Raw genomic sequence first — 18,745 nt, 5'->3', positions numbered from 1 at the left:
TTCAGGATTCCATCATGCGCGTCAGCTCCAGCCTCGTTTTCCAGACCGGCCTGAACACCATCAACAAGCAGCAGTCCGATCTGATGCATCTGTACCAGCAGATCGGCACCGGCCAGAAGATGGTCACCCCGGCCGATGACCCCCTGGGCGCCTCGCAAGCCATCAATCTGTCGCAGTCCCAGGCCCAGAACGTCCGCTATGCGGACAACCGCGCAGTCGCCAACCAGAACCTGGGCACCGAGGAAGACGCGCTCAGCAGCCTGACGCTGCTGCTGCAAGACGTGCGTACCCGGCTGGTCGAGATCGGTAACGGCACGCTGTCGGACGCCGACCGTGGCACCCTGGCGGGCATCCTGCGCCAGGCGCAAGCCACGGCCCTGGGCATTGCCAATACGACCGATGGCAACGGGCAATATCTGTTTTCGGGTTCCCGTGGCGACATCCCGGCTTACGACGCCAATGGAAACTATGATGGCGACTCGTTGCAGCGCCTGATCCAGGCCGACCAGACCCGCCGCATTGCCGGAGGCGACGTCGGCTCAGACGTCTTCCAGCGCGCCCAGCCGGGTACGCGGGATTATCTGTCGGCGGCGGACGCGGGCAATAATGGCACGGCCATCCTGGGCCGGGCGGCGATTGCCGATTACGCGCAGGGCAACGCCGATGCCAAGTTTTCGTTCGACATCCAGTTCGATGCCACCGGCAATAACTATACGGTGACGGCGACCGCGCTGGCGGCGGATCCGGCGGCGACGCCTCCGATCGCAGTGGGCGATGTGGTGACGACGACGCATGCCTGGACTCCAGGCCAGAAATCGCTGGATCTGGGCGTGGGTACGACCCTGGAAATCAACGGCGAGCCTGCCGCCAACGATCAATTCACCGCCGAGCCCCTGAAGCATTCGACCGGACTGAACCTGTTCCAGGCCATGGGCGCGCTGGCCGATGCCCTGGAACAACCCATTCAGGGGGATCAAACGGCCTCGACCAGTCTGCGTAACCTGATGAACACCACGTCGCAGACGCTGGCCACCCTGTACGACAATGTGCTGACGGTGCGCGCTTCCGTGGGTTCGCGCATGAACGAACTGACCGCCCTGAACAACACGGGCGCCCAGCGCAATCTGGGCTATGCCGCCGCCTTGTCCGGCATCGAGGATCTGGACTACTACGAGGCCACCACGCAGCTCAGCCTGCGCAAGATGGCGCTGGAAGGCGCGGGCCTCGCGTTCCAGACCATCCAGGGCCTGAGCCTGTTCAACCGGGGCAAATAAGCCCCGGCGGACGCTGCGCATCCCGGGGCTTGCAAGCCGATTTGCGAGGGCTCAGGCCGGGCTGCCCTGCAGGAAACGGTCCAGGATGCGGCGGCTTTCCGCCACATCGCCGTTCCTCAGCTTGTGCATGGCCAGTTCGATGTTGGCCTCGCGGTCCATCGGTGAGGTCTGGATCACGCGTTGCGCGCTGGCGATGACCTCATCGGCATCGGCGCTGTTCGAGCGGCGTGCCAGGAACTCGCGCTTGTGCGCGTCCGCCAGCGAACGCCGCAAAGAGACCAGGCCCTGATAGGCGGGGTCGATCGACTGAATGCCGTCGAGGGCCTCCTCTGCATCCCGCAAGCGTTCTTCGACCAGGCATTTGCGAAATTCCCGGGCCAGCGCACGCAGGCATTTGTCGATGTGCTCATGCGCGGTGTTCAGTTCCATGGCGCCGCTTTGCGACAACTGCGCATAGACACGTGCGGCGGTCTGGTAGGCGCCCAGTTGCGACAGTTTTGTCGCAGCCAGCGCGGCGGTCTCGCGCCCGGCGGGCAGGGGCGCGCCGGCCAGGCGCCGCCAGCATTCGATGGCTGCGCGCGTCTGCCCCCGTGCCTGCAATTGCTTGGCGGCGCGCTGGACATAGCGCGGATCGACTGGATCGAGCTGGGCCAGGCGGCCCAGCAGCGTCACGGTCTCGCTGCTGTGCTGGTATTCCGGGTGGGTTTCATAGGCTTTCAGCAGGCGCCGGTAGGCCTGGTTGATCTGATCGGGGTGGTCCGCCTGATCATCGTGCGGCAGCGACTGCAGGGCGTAGAACGCGCTGAGGGAGGGCAGCAGGGCCCCGGTGCGGCCGGTGCGCTTGACTTCGCGCGAGGCGCGCTTGAGCACCGCCGCGCGTGCCGCGTCCAGGCCGGCCTGGTCCACGCCGGGTGTGCGGGCCAGCGCATTCACCAGATTGGCGGCATCCGCCAGCAGGGTGTGCGCGCGGGAAGCAAGACGCAGCGCGCGCGCGGCGTCGGCGGCCGCGTACTGGCTGAAGGCCTGCTCGGCCTGTGTATTCCGGCCTTGCCTGGAATGGATGTGGCCCAGCAGCAGGGCGGTCTTTTCGTTGTGCTCTTTGGCCTGCGATTCGGTGGCCCAGTCGCGGGCCTTGTCGTAGTCGCCGACTTTCATCGCGCCTTCAGCCGCCTGGCGCAGGATGCGGGGGCTGCGGTTGCTGTCGATGGCCAGGGCGATGGACCAGGCATCCAGGATGTCGTCGGTCTGGTTCAGGGCGGTCACGGCGCGCGCGCGCAGCACATAGGCGATCGGGCTGCCGTTCTTGAGTTCGATGGCGCGGTTGATGAGCAGCAGGGCGTTGTCCCATTCGAGCTCGCTCGCGGATGTCTTGGCGCGTTCGATGCACTGCCTCCAGTCCAGCGGCTCGATGGTTTCGGCAGCATTCCGGTCGGCCGATCCCAGCAGTGTTTCGCAGATCGCGTGACCCACCAGCTTGGCGAAGGTCGGTGTGTAGTGGGCCGTGTCCCGGCCTTCGTCGGGCATGCCGCGGCTTTGGCCGAAATGCGCGAGCAGCGCGCCGGGGTCGACCAGGGGAATGCCCAGGGCGCTTGCCGCCAGCGTGACGGTCTCGACCATCTGGGCGCGGTCGGCGATGAGGCGGTTTTCGGCGTTGATCGCGTTGCAGTGGGTGACGAGGACGAAGGTGTCGCCCAGCAGTTGCTGGATCGTTTTCAGGTCGTCCAGGATTTCCTGCGCGTTCTGCGTGCGCATGACCGTGTGGCTGAGCGCATGCCGCACGTGTTCGGGGACATGGGCGAAGCCGGGCGCCGCCTGCAGGGCCGTCTGGCGCTTGTCCAGCGCCTCGCGCGAGGCGTGGTCGAAGAAAATCTTCAGGAGTTCGGGGCAGAAGCTCAGTGCTTCCTTGAAGCGCACCAATTGCAGATGCTTGCCGTCCAGTTCCAGCACCTTGATCGAACTGATTTCGACCACGTGGCGCGTATCGGCCGGCTGGGCATCGGCGGCATTGGACTCGCGCAGCGGTTCGCTGGAAATGAAGGGCCAGACGTGTTCCGGCAGGGTGATCTCACCGCGCATGTAGCGGATGGCCTGGATGGTTTCCTTGGTGTTGTGCGTGAAGCCGTACAGCAGACGATTGTCCAGGACGAAGTTTCGCGGCGCCTGGAGTTTGGTCATGGGGCCTGCCACGCGGCAGGAACCGATCGTCGAGATGATCATCGTTCAATACTCCTTCTTCTGTGCATCAGAGTGAAAATGTGCGGGACGGACGGGCCGTTCCGGCGGCTGGCGGGATCAGGAGGCTTTCATCCGCAGCAGGCCCGGCTCGGCGTGCACGCCGGCAAGCGCGGCGGGCTGGGGCTCTGCGGCCTGCATGAAAAAGTCGTCCAGGGCCTGTTCCAGCGGCGGATATTCGCGTGCGAGGCGCTCCCGGGCCCGCTTTCCCATGGCGCGCGCGACCTCCGGATCTTCCATGAGCTCCAGCAGCCTGTGCGCGATGTCGGCGGCGCCTTGTGAGTAATCGATATGCGCGCCGCTGCGCCCGGGCTCGACGAGCTCGGCATAGGCGGGGTTGAGACCGACCGCCGGGCAGATGCCGTGGGCCATGCTTTCCAGCAGGCTGGCGGTGGGGGGCAGCGCGGCGATTTCGGCTTGCGCCGGAATATAAGGAAACAGCGCCAGCTCCACACGGGCCAGCAATTGTTCGCGTGAGGGCAGATCGCTGATGTCAGTCAGGCAGAACAACTGATCGTCGGGCAGGCCGATGGAAACTGCATGGCGGCGCATGAGCGCGGCGGTTTTCGAGTCGCTCAACACCAGCAGCGCGGTGTCCGGGCGGCGCAGGGCGATTTCGGCATAGATGTCAATGACCGCGCGGGCCAGGGCCGGGTCGGGATGGTCGTCGGTCAGCGCCAGCACGCGCTTGCCTTGCAGGGCGGCCAGCGTGCTTTCCACCTCCGGCGCCGCGGCCTTGCGCCCCCTGGTTGACGGCAAGGGCAGCGGCGGGAGGAGGGCGGTTTCCCGGGGACTGCCCAGCAGTTGCTGGACGGCGTGGCGCATGGCTTGCGAACCGAGCGCGACCAGGTCGGCGTCGACGATGGCTTCGGACACGAGCTTGAGCTCCAGGCGTCCGCGTTCCGACAGCTTGTGGCTGACGGTCGCCTTGCGGAAGTAGTCCAGTCCGAGCAGCACCAGGCCGTAGGGGACGCGCAAGGTGTGAGCGGCAGCGCTCGCCGCGATGGCGCAGCGCAGGCCGTCCCAGGCCAGCACGGCCCGCGGCGGTTTGCCGACCGTCGCCGCGAGCACGGCCTCGGACAGCGCGTTGGCGGCGTCCTCGATGGCTTGCGTGCGCCCGGGCTCCGCGTCGACGGCCTTGTACACCACGCCGTCGAGCACGATGTCCGCTTGAGGCAGCTCCTCGCGCAGTCTGGCGCCCGCCCGCACCGCATCGTCCGGAGCCAGGCTGATCACGCAGACGTTGCCGTAGCGCCGGCGCAGCAGCGCCGCATGGCGGTGCAAGGCGTTGCTGGCCGCGTTCCGGCCATGCAGCAGCGATGTGGGCGCGACGATGACGATGGGGCCGTCCGCGTTGAAGTCGAAGGCCTGGCGGGGCCGGGGAGCGCGCCGCGCCGCGCGGCGCATCAGCTCGTGCGCGTTGCACACCCGCCGGGCGCGCTGCTGTTCGGCTGTATTGAATTCCACGCCCGTGTTCTGGGCGTGTGCGAGGAGCTTGGCGGGCGCGGTCACCAGGCCGGCGTCGTAAAGGCTGAACGCCAGTTGCCGGACGTGCGGAGCATTCGGGTCGAGGGTCAGGAGCTGTTCGGCGATTTGTTCGGCAATATGCGGGTAGCTGCTGCGTGCCCATTTGGCGACTTCACAATAGACCTTGACCTTGGTCTGCGCAGGCCAGGCCTGCTTTGAGATCCAGAGGATGACTTCGGCATCCCGCACGCGGTGCGCGTAGTCCAGGGCCTCCTTGATGGCGCCGGCGGTTTCCGCAGGCAGGACGGTCGGGGCGGGATGGGGGTTGAGCGGCATCTGGCGCCGTTCTCTCTTGTGGGCGCCGGACAGCCTGTATAGCCGCAAGGGCAGCATCACGTAGTCGGTCAGGCTGCGCGCGCGCGTCACTTCCTGGCCGAACCGCCAGGTCAGGGTGCGTTTTTGCCGGGCGAGCTGCTGGTTCGACTCGCGCAGCAGGGCCTTCATCCCGGCCAGGTCTTTTTCGGCCTGGAGCCGCGCCGCGCGCTCCTGCTCCAGGCGTGCAACCATCAGTTCATTCTCCTGCGTGAGGTGACGCAGCCGTTCGGGCTGCGTGGCAACGCGCCGCGCGGCGGCGTCGGCGATGGGAAGGGCATGCGGGATCGAAGGTCTGGAAGACATGGTTTTCTTGAACGTGAGAAGGATCAACGGTCCCCGGCGGCTTCCCGGAGGTGCCGGCGCACCCACGACTCCCGGTAGGCGATGCGGGCCTGCCGGCCCTCGGCGCTTGCCAGGCCTGATTGGGGGGCTTGAGTCAATGAGCCGGTCCGGTGCAGCGCCAGGGTCTGGACGTCCGGGGTGCGCAGCAGGGCGTTTCCGCCCAGGCGCAAGGCGATGCGGTGCTCGTATTCCTCGTCGGCGCCGAAGCGGGTTTCGTCGAAGACGCCGACATCGCGCAGAACCGAGCGTTGCATCATGAGCGAGCAGGGGTTGTGGCGGGACAAGGGGAATATTCGAGGTGCGACAAGGATTCCATCCTCCGAGATGCGGATCAGTCTGCTGACCGTGGCCGTCGCTCCGGACAGCGTCAGAGCTTGCCATTGGGACGCAATACGCTGCGGCAACATAATGTCGTCCGCGTCCAGGAACGTAATGAAATCACCGCTTGCGTAGCGGATGCCGATATTCCTGGCGGCATAGGTCCCGTTATTCGGAAATTGCAGAGCAACGATACGCGGATTTTCAGAAGCCAGCCGGCGCATATGTTGGAATGTGTGATCTTGCGAGCCGTCATCAATGGAAATGATTTCAATATTAGGATAGGTCTGATTCAGTACGGAGCGCAGGGCGGTTTCTACATAAGGGGCGGCATTATATGCGCAAATAATGACGGAAATGCGGGGGGCGTTTCGTCCGGAAGCCGTGTTAGGCGCCTCGGGTTTTGCAATGAAATCGGCCAATCTCAGCGGCGTGTCGGCGTCGATGATGGAATTGCTGTCATTCATCAGAAGACTATTCAATAGTTTTCTGGCCTGGGAGAATTCTCCGGCCCGGCAGTGCAGCGCAGCAAGAATTGCACGCAAATCTTTTGATTTTCTAAATTCTCGGGCATGTGCGCGGACGATGTCGAATCCTCTGCCCGGGTCGTCTTCCGCCAGCGCGAGCGCGGCTTTCAAGCCCCATTCTCCGGGCGTCAGCCACTGTGCCGCTCCCCGGGGATTCCAGCGGGCGAGCGTCAGGGCATATAGGCGTCTCTCGACGTCGGAAACACGTGCAATATAGCGGCCCGGATCGATCAGGGTCTGCGGGCCATGGAATTCCAGATGGGCCCGCAGGCGAGCAAGGCGAAATTCCGACCAGATCGAGGGGGATGTTTCCAGACTTGTCCTGAATAATCCGATTCTATTCAGCACGACGGCGTTATCGGGCGATTTATCATAGAGCTCGTGGACACGCATGCGTCGAGTAAGACGATGTATTCTTTTCTGATAAAGATTGAGAAGATGTCTGAACAAGAGCGGGTCTGCCGGATCGGATGGTCCGATTATAGGGCGGTGTGTGAATCAATTATCTTTCGTTTTATTTCAAAGCCATGTTTGATTTGATTTGATAAGAATTGAAATCCGGGTGATTTTCCATCCCCGTATCATTCATCCCGATTATCCGGGCCGCTTGCCGGTCCGGTTTCAAATCCATGCCCGGCCCCGGCCGGGGAATGACGATGATCGGGAGATGGCCGGATGATTCAAGGCGGGGCGGGCGGGTGAGCGCAACGGCGCTGCAAGTGCAGCTCAGGGTCGTTCTGTCGCTGGTGTTCCGCGAGACGCGTGTGCGGTTTGGCGGCACGCGGCTGGGTTATCTGTGGGCGCTGATCGAACCGATCCTGCACGTTGCCGTGTTGTCGGCGATCTACGTCGTGTGGGGCAGGATCGCGCCCATGGGGAACCTGCAGATGTTCTTCATCACCGGGATCATGCCGTTCTTCCTGTTCAGCCATACCTCGTCGCAGCTTTCCCGGGCCATCTCGTCAAACGTATCGCTGCTGCGCCTGCCGCCGATCACGCACATGGACATCATCTTCGCCAAGGCGCTGCTGCAAGGGCTGACCTGGATCATCGTGTTCTGCATGCTGCTGTTCATCGTGATGCTGGGCGGCAAGCTGATGTTGCCCGAGGTCGTGGAGGAGTGCGGCGCAGCCGCGTTCTTCACGTTCTTGCTGGGATTCGGCATCGGGCTGAACAACGCGGTGCTGAATGTGATGTTCAAGGCATGGGATCGCGTCTACAGCGCCGTCACGCGCCCCTTGTACCTGCTGTCCGGCGTGTTTTACCTGGTGGATTCCTTGCCCGACAAGGCGCGGCACGTGCTGGTCTGGAACCCTTTGGTGCATGCCATCGAGTGGTTTCGCGAAGGCTACTTCGCGAACTTCAGTTCGCTGACGCTGGACAGAGGCTATCTCATCAAGTGGTCGGTCGCCAGCGTGGTGATCGGCTTGTGCATGGAGCGTGCGTTCCGCCGCCGCCTGCATACGCGCTGACCTGCGGCCAGCCCCGGTTTATGGAGGATCCGATGCTTGAACTCAGGCATATCTCGAAGAGTTTTCGTTCCAAGAAAGGCATCAAGCGCGTGCTTGACGATATTTCCTTCACCTTCCCCCGGGGCGAGAACGTCGCCATCCTGGGCGGCAACGGTTCGGGGAAATCGACGCTGGTGCGGATGATTTGCGGCATGGAACTGCCCGATTCCGGTCGTGTCCGGCGCGCCGGCAAGGTGTCTTTTCCGCTGGGTTTCGCCGGCGCCGTCAGCCCCAATATGACAGGCCGCGACAACGTGCGTTTTGCGGCGCGCATCTACGGCGCCGATGTCGGACAGGTAGAACGCTTCGTCTACGAATTCTCGGAACTTGGCAGGGCCTACGACCTGCCGGTGGTCACCTATGCCAACAGCATGCGGGCGCGGCTGTCCTACGGGATTTCCATTGCATTGAAGTTCGATATGTACGTGGCCGACGAAATGGTCGCCGTGGGTGATCCCGCCTTCAAGCGCAAGTGCCTGGACGTGTTCGCCGAGCGCGCCAAGGATGCGACGGTGCTGATCGTGTCCAGTCTGACCACGTCGCCGACGCGGTTCTGTTCCAGCGGCATGGTGCTCAGGGACGGCAGGTTGGGCGAACTCATGCCGCTGCCCGATGCCATTGCGGCCTATGACGGCACGGCCCGGAAGGCCGCCGCGTCGCCTGATCCCGAATCGCCTGATCCCGCGTCGCCTGCGGGCGCTGCACACTGAACCCCACGAGTCGCTGCATGACGAGTCCAGAACAAGTCTATACAGGGCCACGCCTGCCCGACGACACCACGCCACCCACGATGAGCCGCCTGCGTTGGTCGGCGATTCTGGTCATCGGCGTGCCCGCGGTCCTGCTGGCCGTTTATTTATGCTTTATCGCCGCCGGGCAATACGTCTCGGAAGCGCGGTTCGGTCTGCGCGTGGGCTCGCAGGCGCAGGAAGCGGGCGCGGGTTCGCAAAGCCATCCCATGGCGGGCGCAGCGGGCATGACCACGGAACTGTTCGTTGACTCCTTCGCGGTGGTCGATTACGTGCAATCGCGTCAGATCGTGCAGGAACTCGACAAGACCCTGGATCTGCGCAAGATGTGGTCGCGCCCGCTGCTGGATTTCTGGTATGGCATGGATCCGGACGCCACACGAGAAGGCCTGTGGCGGCAGTGGAAACGCATGGTCGATGTCCAGTTCGATATCTCCACGGGCGCCATCATCCTGAAGGTGCGCGCCTTCTCGCCCGAGGATTCACTGACGCTGGCGCAGGCCATTCTGGATGCCAGCGAGAAACTGGTGAACCGGATGTCGGCGAAATCGCGACAGGACGGCGTCCGCTTCGCGGCCAACGAGGTCGCGGAGGCCGAGAAACGGCTGGTCGAAGCCCGGCTGGGGGTCCAGTCGCTGCGGGAGCGCACCGGCGTCCAGGACCCGTTCAAAGAAGCCGAGGCCAACCTGGCGTTGGCCGCCAAGTTGCGCGGCGATATTGCGATGGAGGCGACCCAGTTGGAGGCCTTGCGCAGCGGCGGTCTGTCCGGCGGCCCGGCCTATGAGCGGGTGCGGGCGCGACACGAGGCGCTCAAGCGCCAGTTGGCCGATCTCACCAACCACCAGATCAGCGCAGGCGAAGGCAAGAACGCGCTGTCCGGCCTGCTGCGCGAGTACGAGGCGGCCGAGACGCAGCGGCAGTTTGCGGAAGCCTTTTACACCGGCGCGCTCAAGGCGCTGGAGGACGCACGCGCGCTGGCCTCGCGGCAAGTGCTGTACACGGTGGTCGCGGCGCAGCCGCAGTTGGCCGATGAAACGCTTTATCCGCGTCGCATCGTGGATACCGCACTGGGCGTATTGGCGCTGTTCATTCTGTGGATCGTCGGGGTGCTGGTGACTTACGCGATCAAGGACCACGCCTGAGCCGGCCGCCACAACAAGGAACCAAGACATGTTTTCCCTGCTTTCCAGATTGCGGCGGCCCAGCCGCGCCGAGCATGACCAGAAGACTGCCTCCGGCAAGCCGTACGCGGCGGTGCCGGGGCTGCTGGCGGCGGCGTTGGCGACGACCGGCGACGAGCCGGCGGAGCCCGATCGCGACTTGCTGCAGCAGGCGCGCCACGCCTTGGAATCCCGCATCGAGGCCGACGATCCGCTGGGCGCGGTGCCCGAACTGCTCGGCTATGTCCAGCAGTATCCCCAGGTCGAGCTGTTCCAGGTGCTGGTCGCGCGCTGCCTGGAGGCCGCCCACAAACCGGACGACAGCCTGATCGTATGGCGTGGCATCCACCAGCGCTTTCCCGACTCGTCCGACGCGTTCATCCTGATGCTGCGCGGCGTCAAGCGCCAGTTGGGCGTCGAGGCCGGTCGAAAGGAAATGGAGCTGTACTTTTCCGGCGGCAGCGTCGCGGCCAAGGATATTTTGCTGGAGGCCAAAAGCTGGGATGAGCTTGGCGACGCCGAGCAGGCCGGGGCTTGTTTCGAACGGCTGGCGCAATCGCATCCGGCGTTCGAGACGGGCTACGCGGCCTGGTCGAAGTCGCTGCTGCGGCGTGGTCATCCATGGCGCGCACGGCAGGTACTGGAACAGGGCATCGAAGTCCTGGGAGACGATGCGCGCAAGCTGAAGCGCCGTCTCACGGAATTGAATGGCGACCTGATCGCCTTGCGGCGGCTGGGCGTGGATGGCGAAGACAGGGAAACGCCGGTCAGCATCCTGGTGCTGGAAAAACTGTTCGAGGAAATCGGGCGGCGGCGCAATGCCGAATACGATCCCCCCGACGAGTCGTTCGTCGGGCCCGTGCTGATGATCAACGGTTCGCTGGGCGCCGGCGGCGCGGAGCGGCAGTTCGTCAACACGGCCATCGCCCTGCAGTCTGCGATCCAGGAGGGTCGATCCATCGCGGGTTATCCGGTGCTGGGTCCGGTGCAGGTCGTGTGCCGTTCGCTGCGCAGCCGCGAGGGCGCCGATTTCTTTGCCGCCACGTTGAAGGAGGCCGGGATTCCGGTCTCCGTCTATTCGGACATGGCGGAGTGGGGCGGCTGCGAAGTCTCCTCGCTGCTCAGTCCCTATCGCGACTATCTGCGTTTCCTGCCCAGGCAGATCGTGGAGGGCACCACCAAGCTGACTGACGTCATGCGGGTGTCGGTGCCCTCGGTGGTCCATATCTGGCAGGACGGTTCGATCTTTGCGACCGCGCTGGCCGCGCTGCTGGCCGGCGTGCCGCGCATCGTGCTGTCGGTGCGGACCATGCCCCCGGTGGATCGCCCGGATCGCTACCGCATCGAGTACGACACGATCTATCGGGCGCTGCTGCGGATGCGCGGCGTGGCGCTCAGTTCCAACTCCGGCTTCGCCGCGCAGCGCTATGCGGATTGGCTCGGGCTGGACGCGCGCAGCATTCCCGTCGTCTACAACGGCCTGGCGCCGCTGGCGGCGACCGAGGATGAGGCGTGCCGGCGCCTGTGGGATGCTTTCGCGGCGGGCACGCCGGCGGGCGCCTACACCATCGGCACCGTCATGCGGGTGGACGACAACAAGCGCCCCTTTCTTTGGGTGGAGGCTGCCCACCGCTACGTGCAGGCCAATCCGGAGGCCCGTTTCGTCGTGGTGGGCGGGGGGCCGCTGCTGGAACCGGTCAAGGAATTCGCGCAGCGGCTCGGCCTGGAAGGCCGCGTGCTGTTCACCGGTATTTCGCGGCGTGTGGGCTTCTGGCTCTCGCATTTCGACGCGTTCATGTTGCTGTCGCGCTTCGAGGGGCTGCCCAATGTGCTCATCGAAGCGCAGTTCTCGGGCGTTCCGGTGGTGACGACGCTGGCCGGCGGCGCCGGCGAAGCGGTGCGCGAAGGCGTGACGGGCGTGACGCTGCCGGCCGGCGAGATCGAGGCGTCGGACGTGGTGCGGGCCTTGGAGAAAGTCCGTGAGATGTGCCGCGACGATCCCGACATCGGCGCCGCGGCGCGCAACTGGGCCACGGCGCGGTTCTCGCTCGAGCAGATGATCGGGGCCACCGTCAATTGCTATGTCAACGCCTGAGGGCATGAGCCCGCGTTCTGGAACGGAATCATGAATACACGAATTTTGCGTTTTACCGCGCTCTGCGCGCTGGCCCTCCTGTCGGGCTGCAGCGTGTTGTCCGGGTCCGGTCCGACGCGCTCAGCCATCCTGGACGGCACGACGGATCCTGCCGCCCTGTACGAGGTGGTGGATCTGCAGGCCGGCACGATCGCGCCGTACCTGCTGGACAAGAGCCGCAAGGACGATGGCGGGACTTCCGAGGGGTATGCCGGCGACATCCGGGTGATGCCGGGTGACGTGCTGCGTCTTCTGGTGGCCGACAGCGTCGAGGGGGGCCTGTTCGCGCCGCTGGCGGCGGGCGGCACCGTCTTCGAGGCCGTGCGCGTGGATGCCAGGGGAACGATCTCGCTGCCTTACACGGGCCGCCTGAAAGTGCAGGGCAAGTCGCTCGCCGCGATCGAAGAACTGGTCAAGAGCAAGCTGCGGCATTCGGCTGCGGTGCAGCCGCAGGTCATGGTGGATCTGGCCGACGACCGCAGCAATTCCGTATTGGTGGCGGGGGCGGTGCCCAATCCCGGGCGCTTTGGCGGCATCAAGGCGCCGCTGACGGCGCTGGACGCCATTACGCTGGCCGGCGGGTCCAAGCTGCCGGCCTATCAGGCCGATGTGGTCATCCGTCATGGCCGCGAGGTGAGGCGGATTCCGTACTACCAATTGCTCAATGGCCGGAACGTGTCTGTGGAGCCGCGCTCGGAACTGGTGGTCGAGCCCAATCTGAAGCGCTTCGTCGCCATGGGCGCGATCAGCAAGCCCGGCCTGCATGAGCTGCCCTCCAATCGGACCAATCTGCTGGACGCGCTGGGCGTGGCCGGGGGCTTGAATGACCGGGCGGCGGATGCCACTGGTGTGTTCGTCTTCCGCCTGGACGGCAAGACGGCGGCCGGCGCGCCCAAGCCCGTCGTGTTCCGCCTGAACATGCGCAAGCCCGAATCCATGTTCCTGGCCAAGCAGTTCGAACTGCTGCCGGAGGATGTCGTTTACGTCAGCAACTCGCCGATGTACGAGTGGGAGAAGATCATCACGCCGATCGTGCAGGTCCTCATCGTGGGCCAGAGCGCGACCCGATACTGATGGTTGAAAAAGAACGGCGAACGCCGGCTGCGGGCATGATAGAAATCCATTCTGCGGGCATTGCCCGCATCCCTTTCCTGGAGGCGCTGCTGGGCGCATCCATCCGGCGGGGCAGGGGCCCGACGGGTCTGCATGCCGGAAGGCCGGATGCCGTGGCCGGCTGGGGGCTGCGGCCCTCGGCGCAGGCGGCGCGCAGGCGGGCCGCCCGGCTGGGCGTGCCCTATCTGGCGCTGGAGGACGGGTTTTTGCGGTCATTCGGCGCGGGCGCGGACACTCCGGCGGTTTCCATGGTGATGGATACGCAAGGCATTTACTACGATGCGAGCCGGCCGTCCGCGCTCGAATCCATGCTGGCCTCGGACCGTGATCTGCTGGAGGGCATCGAGGACGACGTGGACGAGGCGATGGCGCTGGTCAAGACGCACCGTCTCAGCAAATACAACCATGCCGGCACGGCCTGCCCGCCGCTGTCGGCGCATGGCAGGCCGTGTGTGCTGGTGGTGGACCAGACGGTGGGCGACATGAGTGTCACGATGGCCGGCGCGGATGCGGCCACGTTCACCGAACTGCTGGCGACCGCCCGGCGCGAGCATCCCGGCGCGTTGTGCATCGTGAAGACGCATCCCGAGGTCAGCTCGGGGCGCAAGCGCGGTTACCTGACGCACACAGTCGATGACGCCGATACGCGGGTGTTGCGCGAGGCGGTGAATCCGCTGGCCTTGCTGGAGCAGGTGGATCATCTGTATGTGGTCAGCTCGCAGATGGGGTATGAGGGTCTGCTGATGGGCAAGCCGGTCACCTGCCTGGGCATGCCCTGGTATGCGGGCTGGGGACTGACCCGTGACCGTCTTGCGTGCGAGCGCCGCAGCCGTCAGCGCAGCGTGCGGGAACTGTTCGCTGCGGCCTATTTTCATTACAGCCGCTATCTGGACCCGGTCAGCCGTCGGCGGGGCAGCATTTTCGATGCGATTGCCTGGCTGCTGCGGCAGCGCGCCATGGCCGAGCGTTTGCCGCGCCGGATGATTTGCGTGGGCTTCCGGCGCTGGAAGGCCGCTCACGTGCGGCCCATGCTGGCGCCGTGGCCGGAGCGCGTGCTGTTCGTGCCGGACATGCGGCGCGCGCAGGCCCTGGAACCCGGCCCTGAGGACGCGCTGGTGCATTGGAGCGCGGGGGCGCCCGAGGCGCTCATGCGCCTGGCGGATCGGACGGGTTGCCCGATGCTGCGCATGGAAGACGGCTTCGTGCGCTCGGTGGGCCTGGGCTCGGACCTGATCCGGCCCTTGAGCCTGGCGCTCGACGGACGGGGCATGTATTTCGATCCCAGCGGGCCGAGCGATCTGGAGCGGACGCTGAACCACGCGCGCTTCACGTCCGGGGAACTGGCCGTCGCCCGCCGGGTGCGGGCGTTCATGGTGGCGCACGGCATCACCAAGTACAACCTGGAGCCGGGACGGCCGGTGGCATGGGGTTCGTCGGGCCGGGAGGTGGTGCTGGTGCCGGGCCAGGTCGAGGATGATGTGTCCGTGCGCCTGGGCTGCGGGCCGGTGGCGGACAATCTGGCCTTGCTGCGCGCGACGCGCGACGCGTGCCCCGATGCTTATATCGTCTACAAGCCGCATCCGGACGTGTCATCGGGCAACCGCCGCGGCGCGCTGGCCCGTGGCGATCTGTGCGGGCTGGCCGACCATGTCGAGGCCGAGGCGTCGGTGGTGTCGTGCATCGAGGCCTGCGACGTGGTGCATACGATGACCTCGCTTTCCGGCTTCGATGCCTTGTTGCGTGGCAAGCGCGTGGTGGCGCACGGCCGGCCGTTCTACGCCGGTTGGGGGCTGACCGAGGACCGCATGGCGCTACCGCGCCGCGAACGGACGCTGACGCTGGACGAGCTGGTGGCGGGCGTCTTGCTGCGCTACCCGATCTATTGGGACTGGGAGCTCAAAGGCTATACCACCTGCGAGGCCGTTTTGCATCGGATCGTCGAAACGCGTGATGCGCTGGAGCGCGCGGGCAGGCTGAAAAGCCTGCGGGTCGGCTATGCGCGGCGCCAGTGGCGCAAGCTCGACGCGCTGTTGCGCGCGCAGTTCGCGTCATGAAGCGGTCCTACCTGTTTTTGCAAGGGGTGTGCTCGCCTTTCTTTTCGCGCCTGGGCGCGCGCCTGCACGCGGACGGGGCCGAGGTGTCCAGGGTGAATTTCACGGCGGGTGACGCCGCTTATTGGCGCAATGGCGAAGCGCACGCATTTCGCGGCGGCCTGCAGGCCCTGCCCGCGTTCTACGAGGCCGTGTTCGCGCAGCGCGGCGCGACCGACATCGTGCTGTTCGGCGATTGTCGGCCCGTGCACCGGCCGGCCATTGAACTGGCGCGCCGGAAAGGCCTGCGGATTCACGTGTTCGAGGAAGGCTATTTCCGGCCGCACTGGATCACGCTGGAGCGCGGCGGTGTGAACGCGTATTCGGCCCTGCCGCGCGATCCCGCGTGGTACCGGGAGGCGGCGCGCCGGATGGGGGCCGCACCGGATGCGCAGCGGTTTCCGGCGCCGTTCTGGAACCGCGCCGGGCACGACGTGGCGTATCACCTGTGCGGGGCCTTGAATGCGGCCTGCTTTCCGCGCTATCGCGGCCACGCGCCGTATGGCGCAGTACGCGAGTACACGGCTTACCTGCGGCGTGCGGCGCGGTTGCGGTGGCGCGCCCGCCGCGATGCGCTGGCCGTGGCGCGCGTGAGTTCGGGGTCGCGGCCGTATTACCTGTTGCCCTTGCAGCTCGAAGGCGACGCGCAGATCAGGGACCATTCGCCGTTTCACGGGATGCGGCAGGTGCTGGCGCTGGCGATTGCTTCCTTCGCGCGGCACGCGCCCGTCCATAGCCTGCTGGTCGTGAAGAATCACCCGCTGGACCCGGGCCTGGCGCATCACGAGGCGGGGGTGCGCGAACTGGCGCGTGTCCAGGGCGTCGCCGATCGCGTCCTTTACCTGGAATGCGGCCATCTGCCCAGTCTGCTGGCGCGAGCGGCGGGCGTGGTGACCGTCAACAGCACGGTCGGCGCGGCGGCGCTGGAGCGGGGCTGCCCGACGCTGGCCTTGAGCCGGGCCATTTATCACCTGGAGGGACTGACGTTCCAGGGCGGGCTCGACGCGTTCTGGCAGGCGGCGGAGCCGCCGGACCGGCCGCTCTTTCACGCCTTCAAGGCGGCCGTGGTCCATGCCACGCAGATCAACGGCGGGTTCTACAGCGAGCCGGGCATTGCCTTGGCCGTGGAACGTGCGGCCGAGCGGATGCGCCGGCCACGGTCCCTGCTCGAGGAGATGCTATGACGCGGACCGTTGTGCTGATCACGGGCGCCACGGGCGCCATCGGCCAGGCCCTGGCCGAGGCGTATGCCGCGCCGGGTGTGTCGCTGGTCTTGTTGGGCAGGCGGACCGGGGTGCTGCGCGAACTGGCGGCGCGTTGCGAAGCGCGCGGCGCCCGGGTGCGCACGACCGTGCTGGACTTGCGCGACCGTGCAGCGCTGCAGATGTGGCTGGACGGGCAGGTGGACGAGGCGCTGCCGGATCTTGCCATCATCAATGCGGGCGTCAATCTCTCGGCGTCGCAACCGGGGCGCGGGGAGGACTGGGACGAGGTGGACGGCCTGCTGGAGCTCAATGTGCGGGCCTCGTTGAGGATCGCCCATGCCTTGGGCGAGCGCATGAGGCGCCGGGGCGCCGGCCAGATTGCCCTGATGAGCTCCCAGGCGGCGTGGCGCGGACTGCCCGCCACACCCAGCTACAGCGCCAGCAAGGCCGCGCTGAAAGCATACGGCGAGGCGTTGCGTGACGGCCTGGCGCGGTACGGCGTGCGCGTCAATGTCGTGATGCCCGGGTATGTGAGTTCGCCGATGTGCGCGGCCATGCCCGGCCCCAAGCCGTTTGAATGGGACGCCGCCCGTGCCGCGCGCCGTATCCGGCGCGGCCTCGCCGCCAACCGTGCGCGCATCAGTTTCCCCTTTCCTCTGAGCCTGGGCTGCTGGCTGCTGGCGGGTCTGCCGCCCGGTCTTTCCGGGCGCGTGTTGAGCTGGCTGGGCTATGGCGCTTGAGGCATGCGCTCTGGCCGCGCCCTTGGCCGGCGGCCTGGTGCTGTCCTGGGCGCTGGAGGCGTGCCTGTCGCTGCGCCCGCGGCCTCCCTGGCGCCGTCCGGCCAGCGCCGTGATCCTGCATGCCGGGCTGTGGATGTGCGCTTTCGCGTTGGCCTGGGCGCTCGCGCGTCGGCCGTACTTCGCGGCCGCACTGGCCTTGGCCGGCGCGGGCCTGATCGTCGTGGTCAACAATGCCAAGTATCAGGCCTTGCGCGAGCCCTTTGTGTGGGCGGATTTCGAATACTTTACCGACGCCTTGCGGCATCCCAGGCTGTATCTGCCCTTTCTGGGCCCCTGGCGGGCCCTGGGCGCGGCAGCCGGCGCCGGCGCGGCCCTGGCCTCGGGGCTGATGCTGGAGGAGCCGGAGTCTTCTTGGGCGGGCGCCATGGCGGTGGGGTTCGGCGGCGCGGTGATGGCCGTAGCGGCAGGCCGCCGGCAGGTCCGCGTCACCTTCGATGCGCGCAAGGATTTGCGCCGCCTGGGCTTGGCCATGGCGCTGTGGCGTTACGCCGGCAGCGAACGGCAGGCGCAAGAACCCCCGGCCACCCCGTTTTCTGCGCCGCCGCCGCAGCGGCCGCCCGTGTTGCCGGACTTGGTTTCCGTGCAGAGCGAGTCGTTCTTCGATCCGCGCGGCTGCTATCCGCAGGTGCGTCCCGAACTGCTCGCGGCATTCGATGCCTTGTGCGCGCAAGCCTGCGCGCACGGGCCGCTGCGGGTGGCGTCCTGGGGCGCCAATACGGTGCGTACGGAGTTCGCCTTCCTGTCGGGCCTGGACGCGGGTCGGCAGGGGGTGCATCGGTATCAGCCGTACCGGCGCCTGGCGCGCAGCGGGCTGGCCTCGCTGGCCGGCTATCTGCGCGAACTGGGTTACCGGACCGTGTGCGTGCACCCCTATCATGGCAGTTTCTATGGACGCGATCGAGTGCTGCCTCTGCTGGGGTTCGACGAGTTCATCGATATTTCGGCCTTCGAGGGCGGGGCGCCCGGACACCCCTACGTGGGCGACCGGGAGGTCGCCGCATGGGTGATCGAGCTGCTGGGGCGTGAACGGACCGGGCCGCTGTACGTGCACGTCATCACCATGGAGAACCATGGACCGCTGCATTGGGAGCGCGTCGACGCCGGGGACGCGGCGGCCGTCTGCCGCGAGCCGCTGCCGGAGGATTGCCGGGATCTCGTGGCCTACTGTCGTCACCTGCGCAATGCCGACGCCATGTTCGGGATGCTTGCGTCCGCGCTGGCCGCCTCGCCGCGCCCGGCGGGCCTGTGCCTGTATGGCGATCATGTGCCGATCATGCCCGGCGTCTACCGGCGCCTGGGCGCGCCGTCGGGCGAGACGGACTACGTGATCTGGCGTCCGGACGGGCCGGCGGGCGCGCCGCCGGCCGCCCCGCTGGCGGCCAGCGACCTGGGGCCGGCGTTCATGGCGCACATGGGACTGATGTCCGCGCCCTGAGCCGCAGGCGGTG

Annotated in this window: 13 protein-coding genes; 10 read left to right on the top strand and 3 right to left on the bottom strand. The window is 66.4% G+C overall.

Annotation, left to right across the window (positions count from 1 at the left end):
- The first annotated feature begins 14 nt into the window (after positions 1-14).
- On the top strand, positions 15-1,274 hold the full coding sequence (gene flgL, locus ACFO0J_RS07710) for a flagellar hook-associated protein FlgL (RefSeq protein WP_376812488.1): 1,260 nt from the start codon (positions 15-17) through the stop codon (positions 1,272-1,274).
- A 51-nt stretch (positions 1,275-1,325) separates the two neighbouring features.
- Here the strand turns inward: flgL and ACFO0J_RS07705 are convergent, their stop codons facing one another.
- From ACFO0J_RS07705 to ACFO0J_RS07695, 3 genes are all read right to left on the bottom strand, one after another.
- Positions 1,326-3,491, bottom strand: coding sequence for a capsular biosynthesis protein (locus ACFO0J_RS07705; RefSeq protein WP_376812487.1), 2,166 nt, complete (start codon positions 3,489-3,491; stop codon positions 1,326-1,328).
- A gap of 75 nt (positions 3,492-3,566) precedes the next feature.
- Entirely contained in the window at positions 3,567-5,651 is a 2,085-nt protein-coding gene (locus ACFO0J_RS07700) for a glycosyltransferase (protein WP_376812486.1), read from the bottom strand.
- Between the two features lie 23 nt (positions 5,652-5,674).
- Positions 5,675-6,928 carry a glycosyltransferase family 2 protein gene (locus tag ACFO0J_RS07695; protein ID WP_376812485.1) on the bottom strand — a complete coding sequence of 418 codons (1,254 nt, stop codon included), beginning with the start codon at positions 6,926-6,928 and terminating at the stop codon, positions 5,675-5,677.
- Between the two features lie 305 nt (positions 6,929-7,233).
- Here ACFO0J_RS07695 and ACFO0J_RS07690 point away from each other — a divergent pair, with 305 nt between their 5' ends.
- Genes ACFO0J_RS07690 through ACFO0J_RS07650 form a run of 9 tightly spaced genes read left to right on the top strand, consistent with a single transcriptional unit; the run spans position 7,234 to position 18,732 of the window.
- Positions 7,234-8,007, top strand: a complete 774-nt coding sequence (locus ACFO0J_RS07690; RefSeq protein ID WP_376812484.1) for an ABC transporter permease — start codon at positions 7,234-7,236, stop codon at positions 8,005-8,007.
- 20 nt (positions 8,008-8,027) lie between these two features.
- Positions 8,028-8,756, top strand: a complete 729-nt coding sequence (locus ACFO0J_RS07685) for an ABC transporter ATP-binding protein (RefSeq protein WP_376812483.1) — start codon at positions 8,028-8,030, stop codon at positions 8,754-8,756.
- Between the two features lie 17 nt (positions 8,757-8,773).
- Complete coding sequence (locus tag ACFO0J_RS07680) at positions 8,774-9,937, top strand: KpsE/RkpR family capsule polysaccharide export protein (protein WP_376812482.1); 1,164 nt, start codon at positions 8,774-8,776, stop codon at positions 9,935-9,937.
- 28 nt (positions 9,938-9,965) lie between these two features.
- Positions 9,966-12,050 carry a glycosyltransferase gene (locus ACFO0J_RS07675; protein ID WP_376812481.1) on the top strand — a complete coding sequence of 695 codons (2,085 nt, stop codon included), beginning with the start codon at positions 9,966-9,968 and terminating at the stop codon, positions 12,048-12,050.
- 30 nt (positions 12,051-12,080) lie between these two features.
- A complete protein-coding gene (locus tag ACFO0J_RS07670; RefSeq protein WP_376812480.1) occupies positions 12,081-13,163 on the top strand; it encodes a polysaccharide biosynthesis/export family protein in 1,083 nt (360 codons plus the stop codon).
- A gap of 35 nt (positions 13,164-13,198) precedes the next feature.
- Positions 13,199-15,256 (top strand): capsular polysaccharide biosynthesis protein, encoded by a 2,058-nt coding sequence (locus tag ACFO0J_RS07665; RefSeq protein ID WP_376812479.1) that lies wholly within the window; start codon positions 13,199-13,201, stop codon positions 15,254-15,256.
- Complete coding sequence (locus tag ACFO0J_RS07660; RefSeq protein ID WP_376812478.1) at positions 15,253-16,476, top strand: capsule biosynthesis protein; 1,224 nt, start codon at positions 15,253-15,255, stop codon at positions 16,474-16,476. The genes ACFO0J_RS07665 and ACFO0J_RS07660 overlap by 4 nt, the downstream gene beginning before the upstream one ends.
- The gene (locus tag ACFO0J_RS07655; protein WP_376812477.1) at positions 16,473-17,237 is read left to right on the top strand and encodes an SDR family NAD(P)-dependent oxidoreductase; all 765 of its coding nucleotides are present in this window, start codon (positions 16,473-16,475) and stop codon (positions 17,235-17,237) included. Before ACFO0J_RS07660 ends, ACFO0J_RS07655 begins: the two co-directional genes overlap by 4 nt.
- On the top strand, positions 17,227-18,732 hold the full coding sequence (locus tag ACFO0J_RS07650) for an LTA synthase family protein (RefSeq protein WP_376812476.1): 1,506 nt from the start codon (positions 17,227-17,229) through the stop codon (positions 18,730-18,732). Before ACFO0J_RS07655 ends, ACFO0J_RS07650 begins: the two co-directional genes overlap by 11 nt.
- Positions 18,733-18,745: the final 13 nt, after the last annotated feature.

Origin of the sequence: Castellaniella hirudinis, assembly GCF_042651965.1 — a bacterium.
GTDB lineage: Bacteria > Pseudomonadota > Gammaproteobacteria > Burkholderiales > Burkholderiaceae_B > Castellaniella > Castellaniella hirudinis.
The sequence above is the reverse complement of the archived record's forward strand: the minus strand, read 5'-3'. Positions and strand labels throughout refer to the sequence as shown.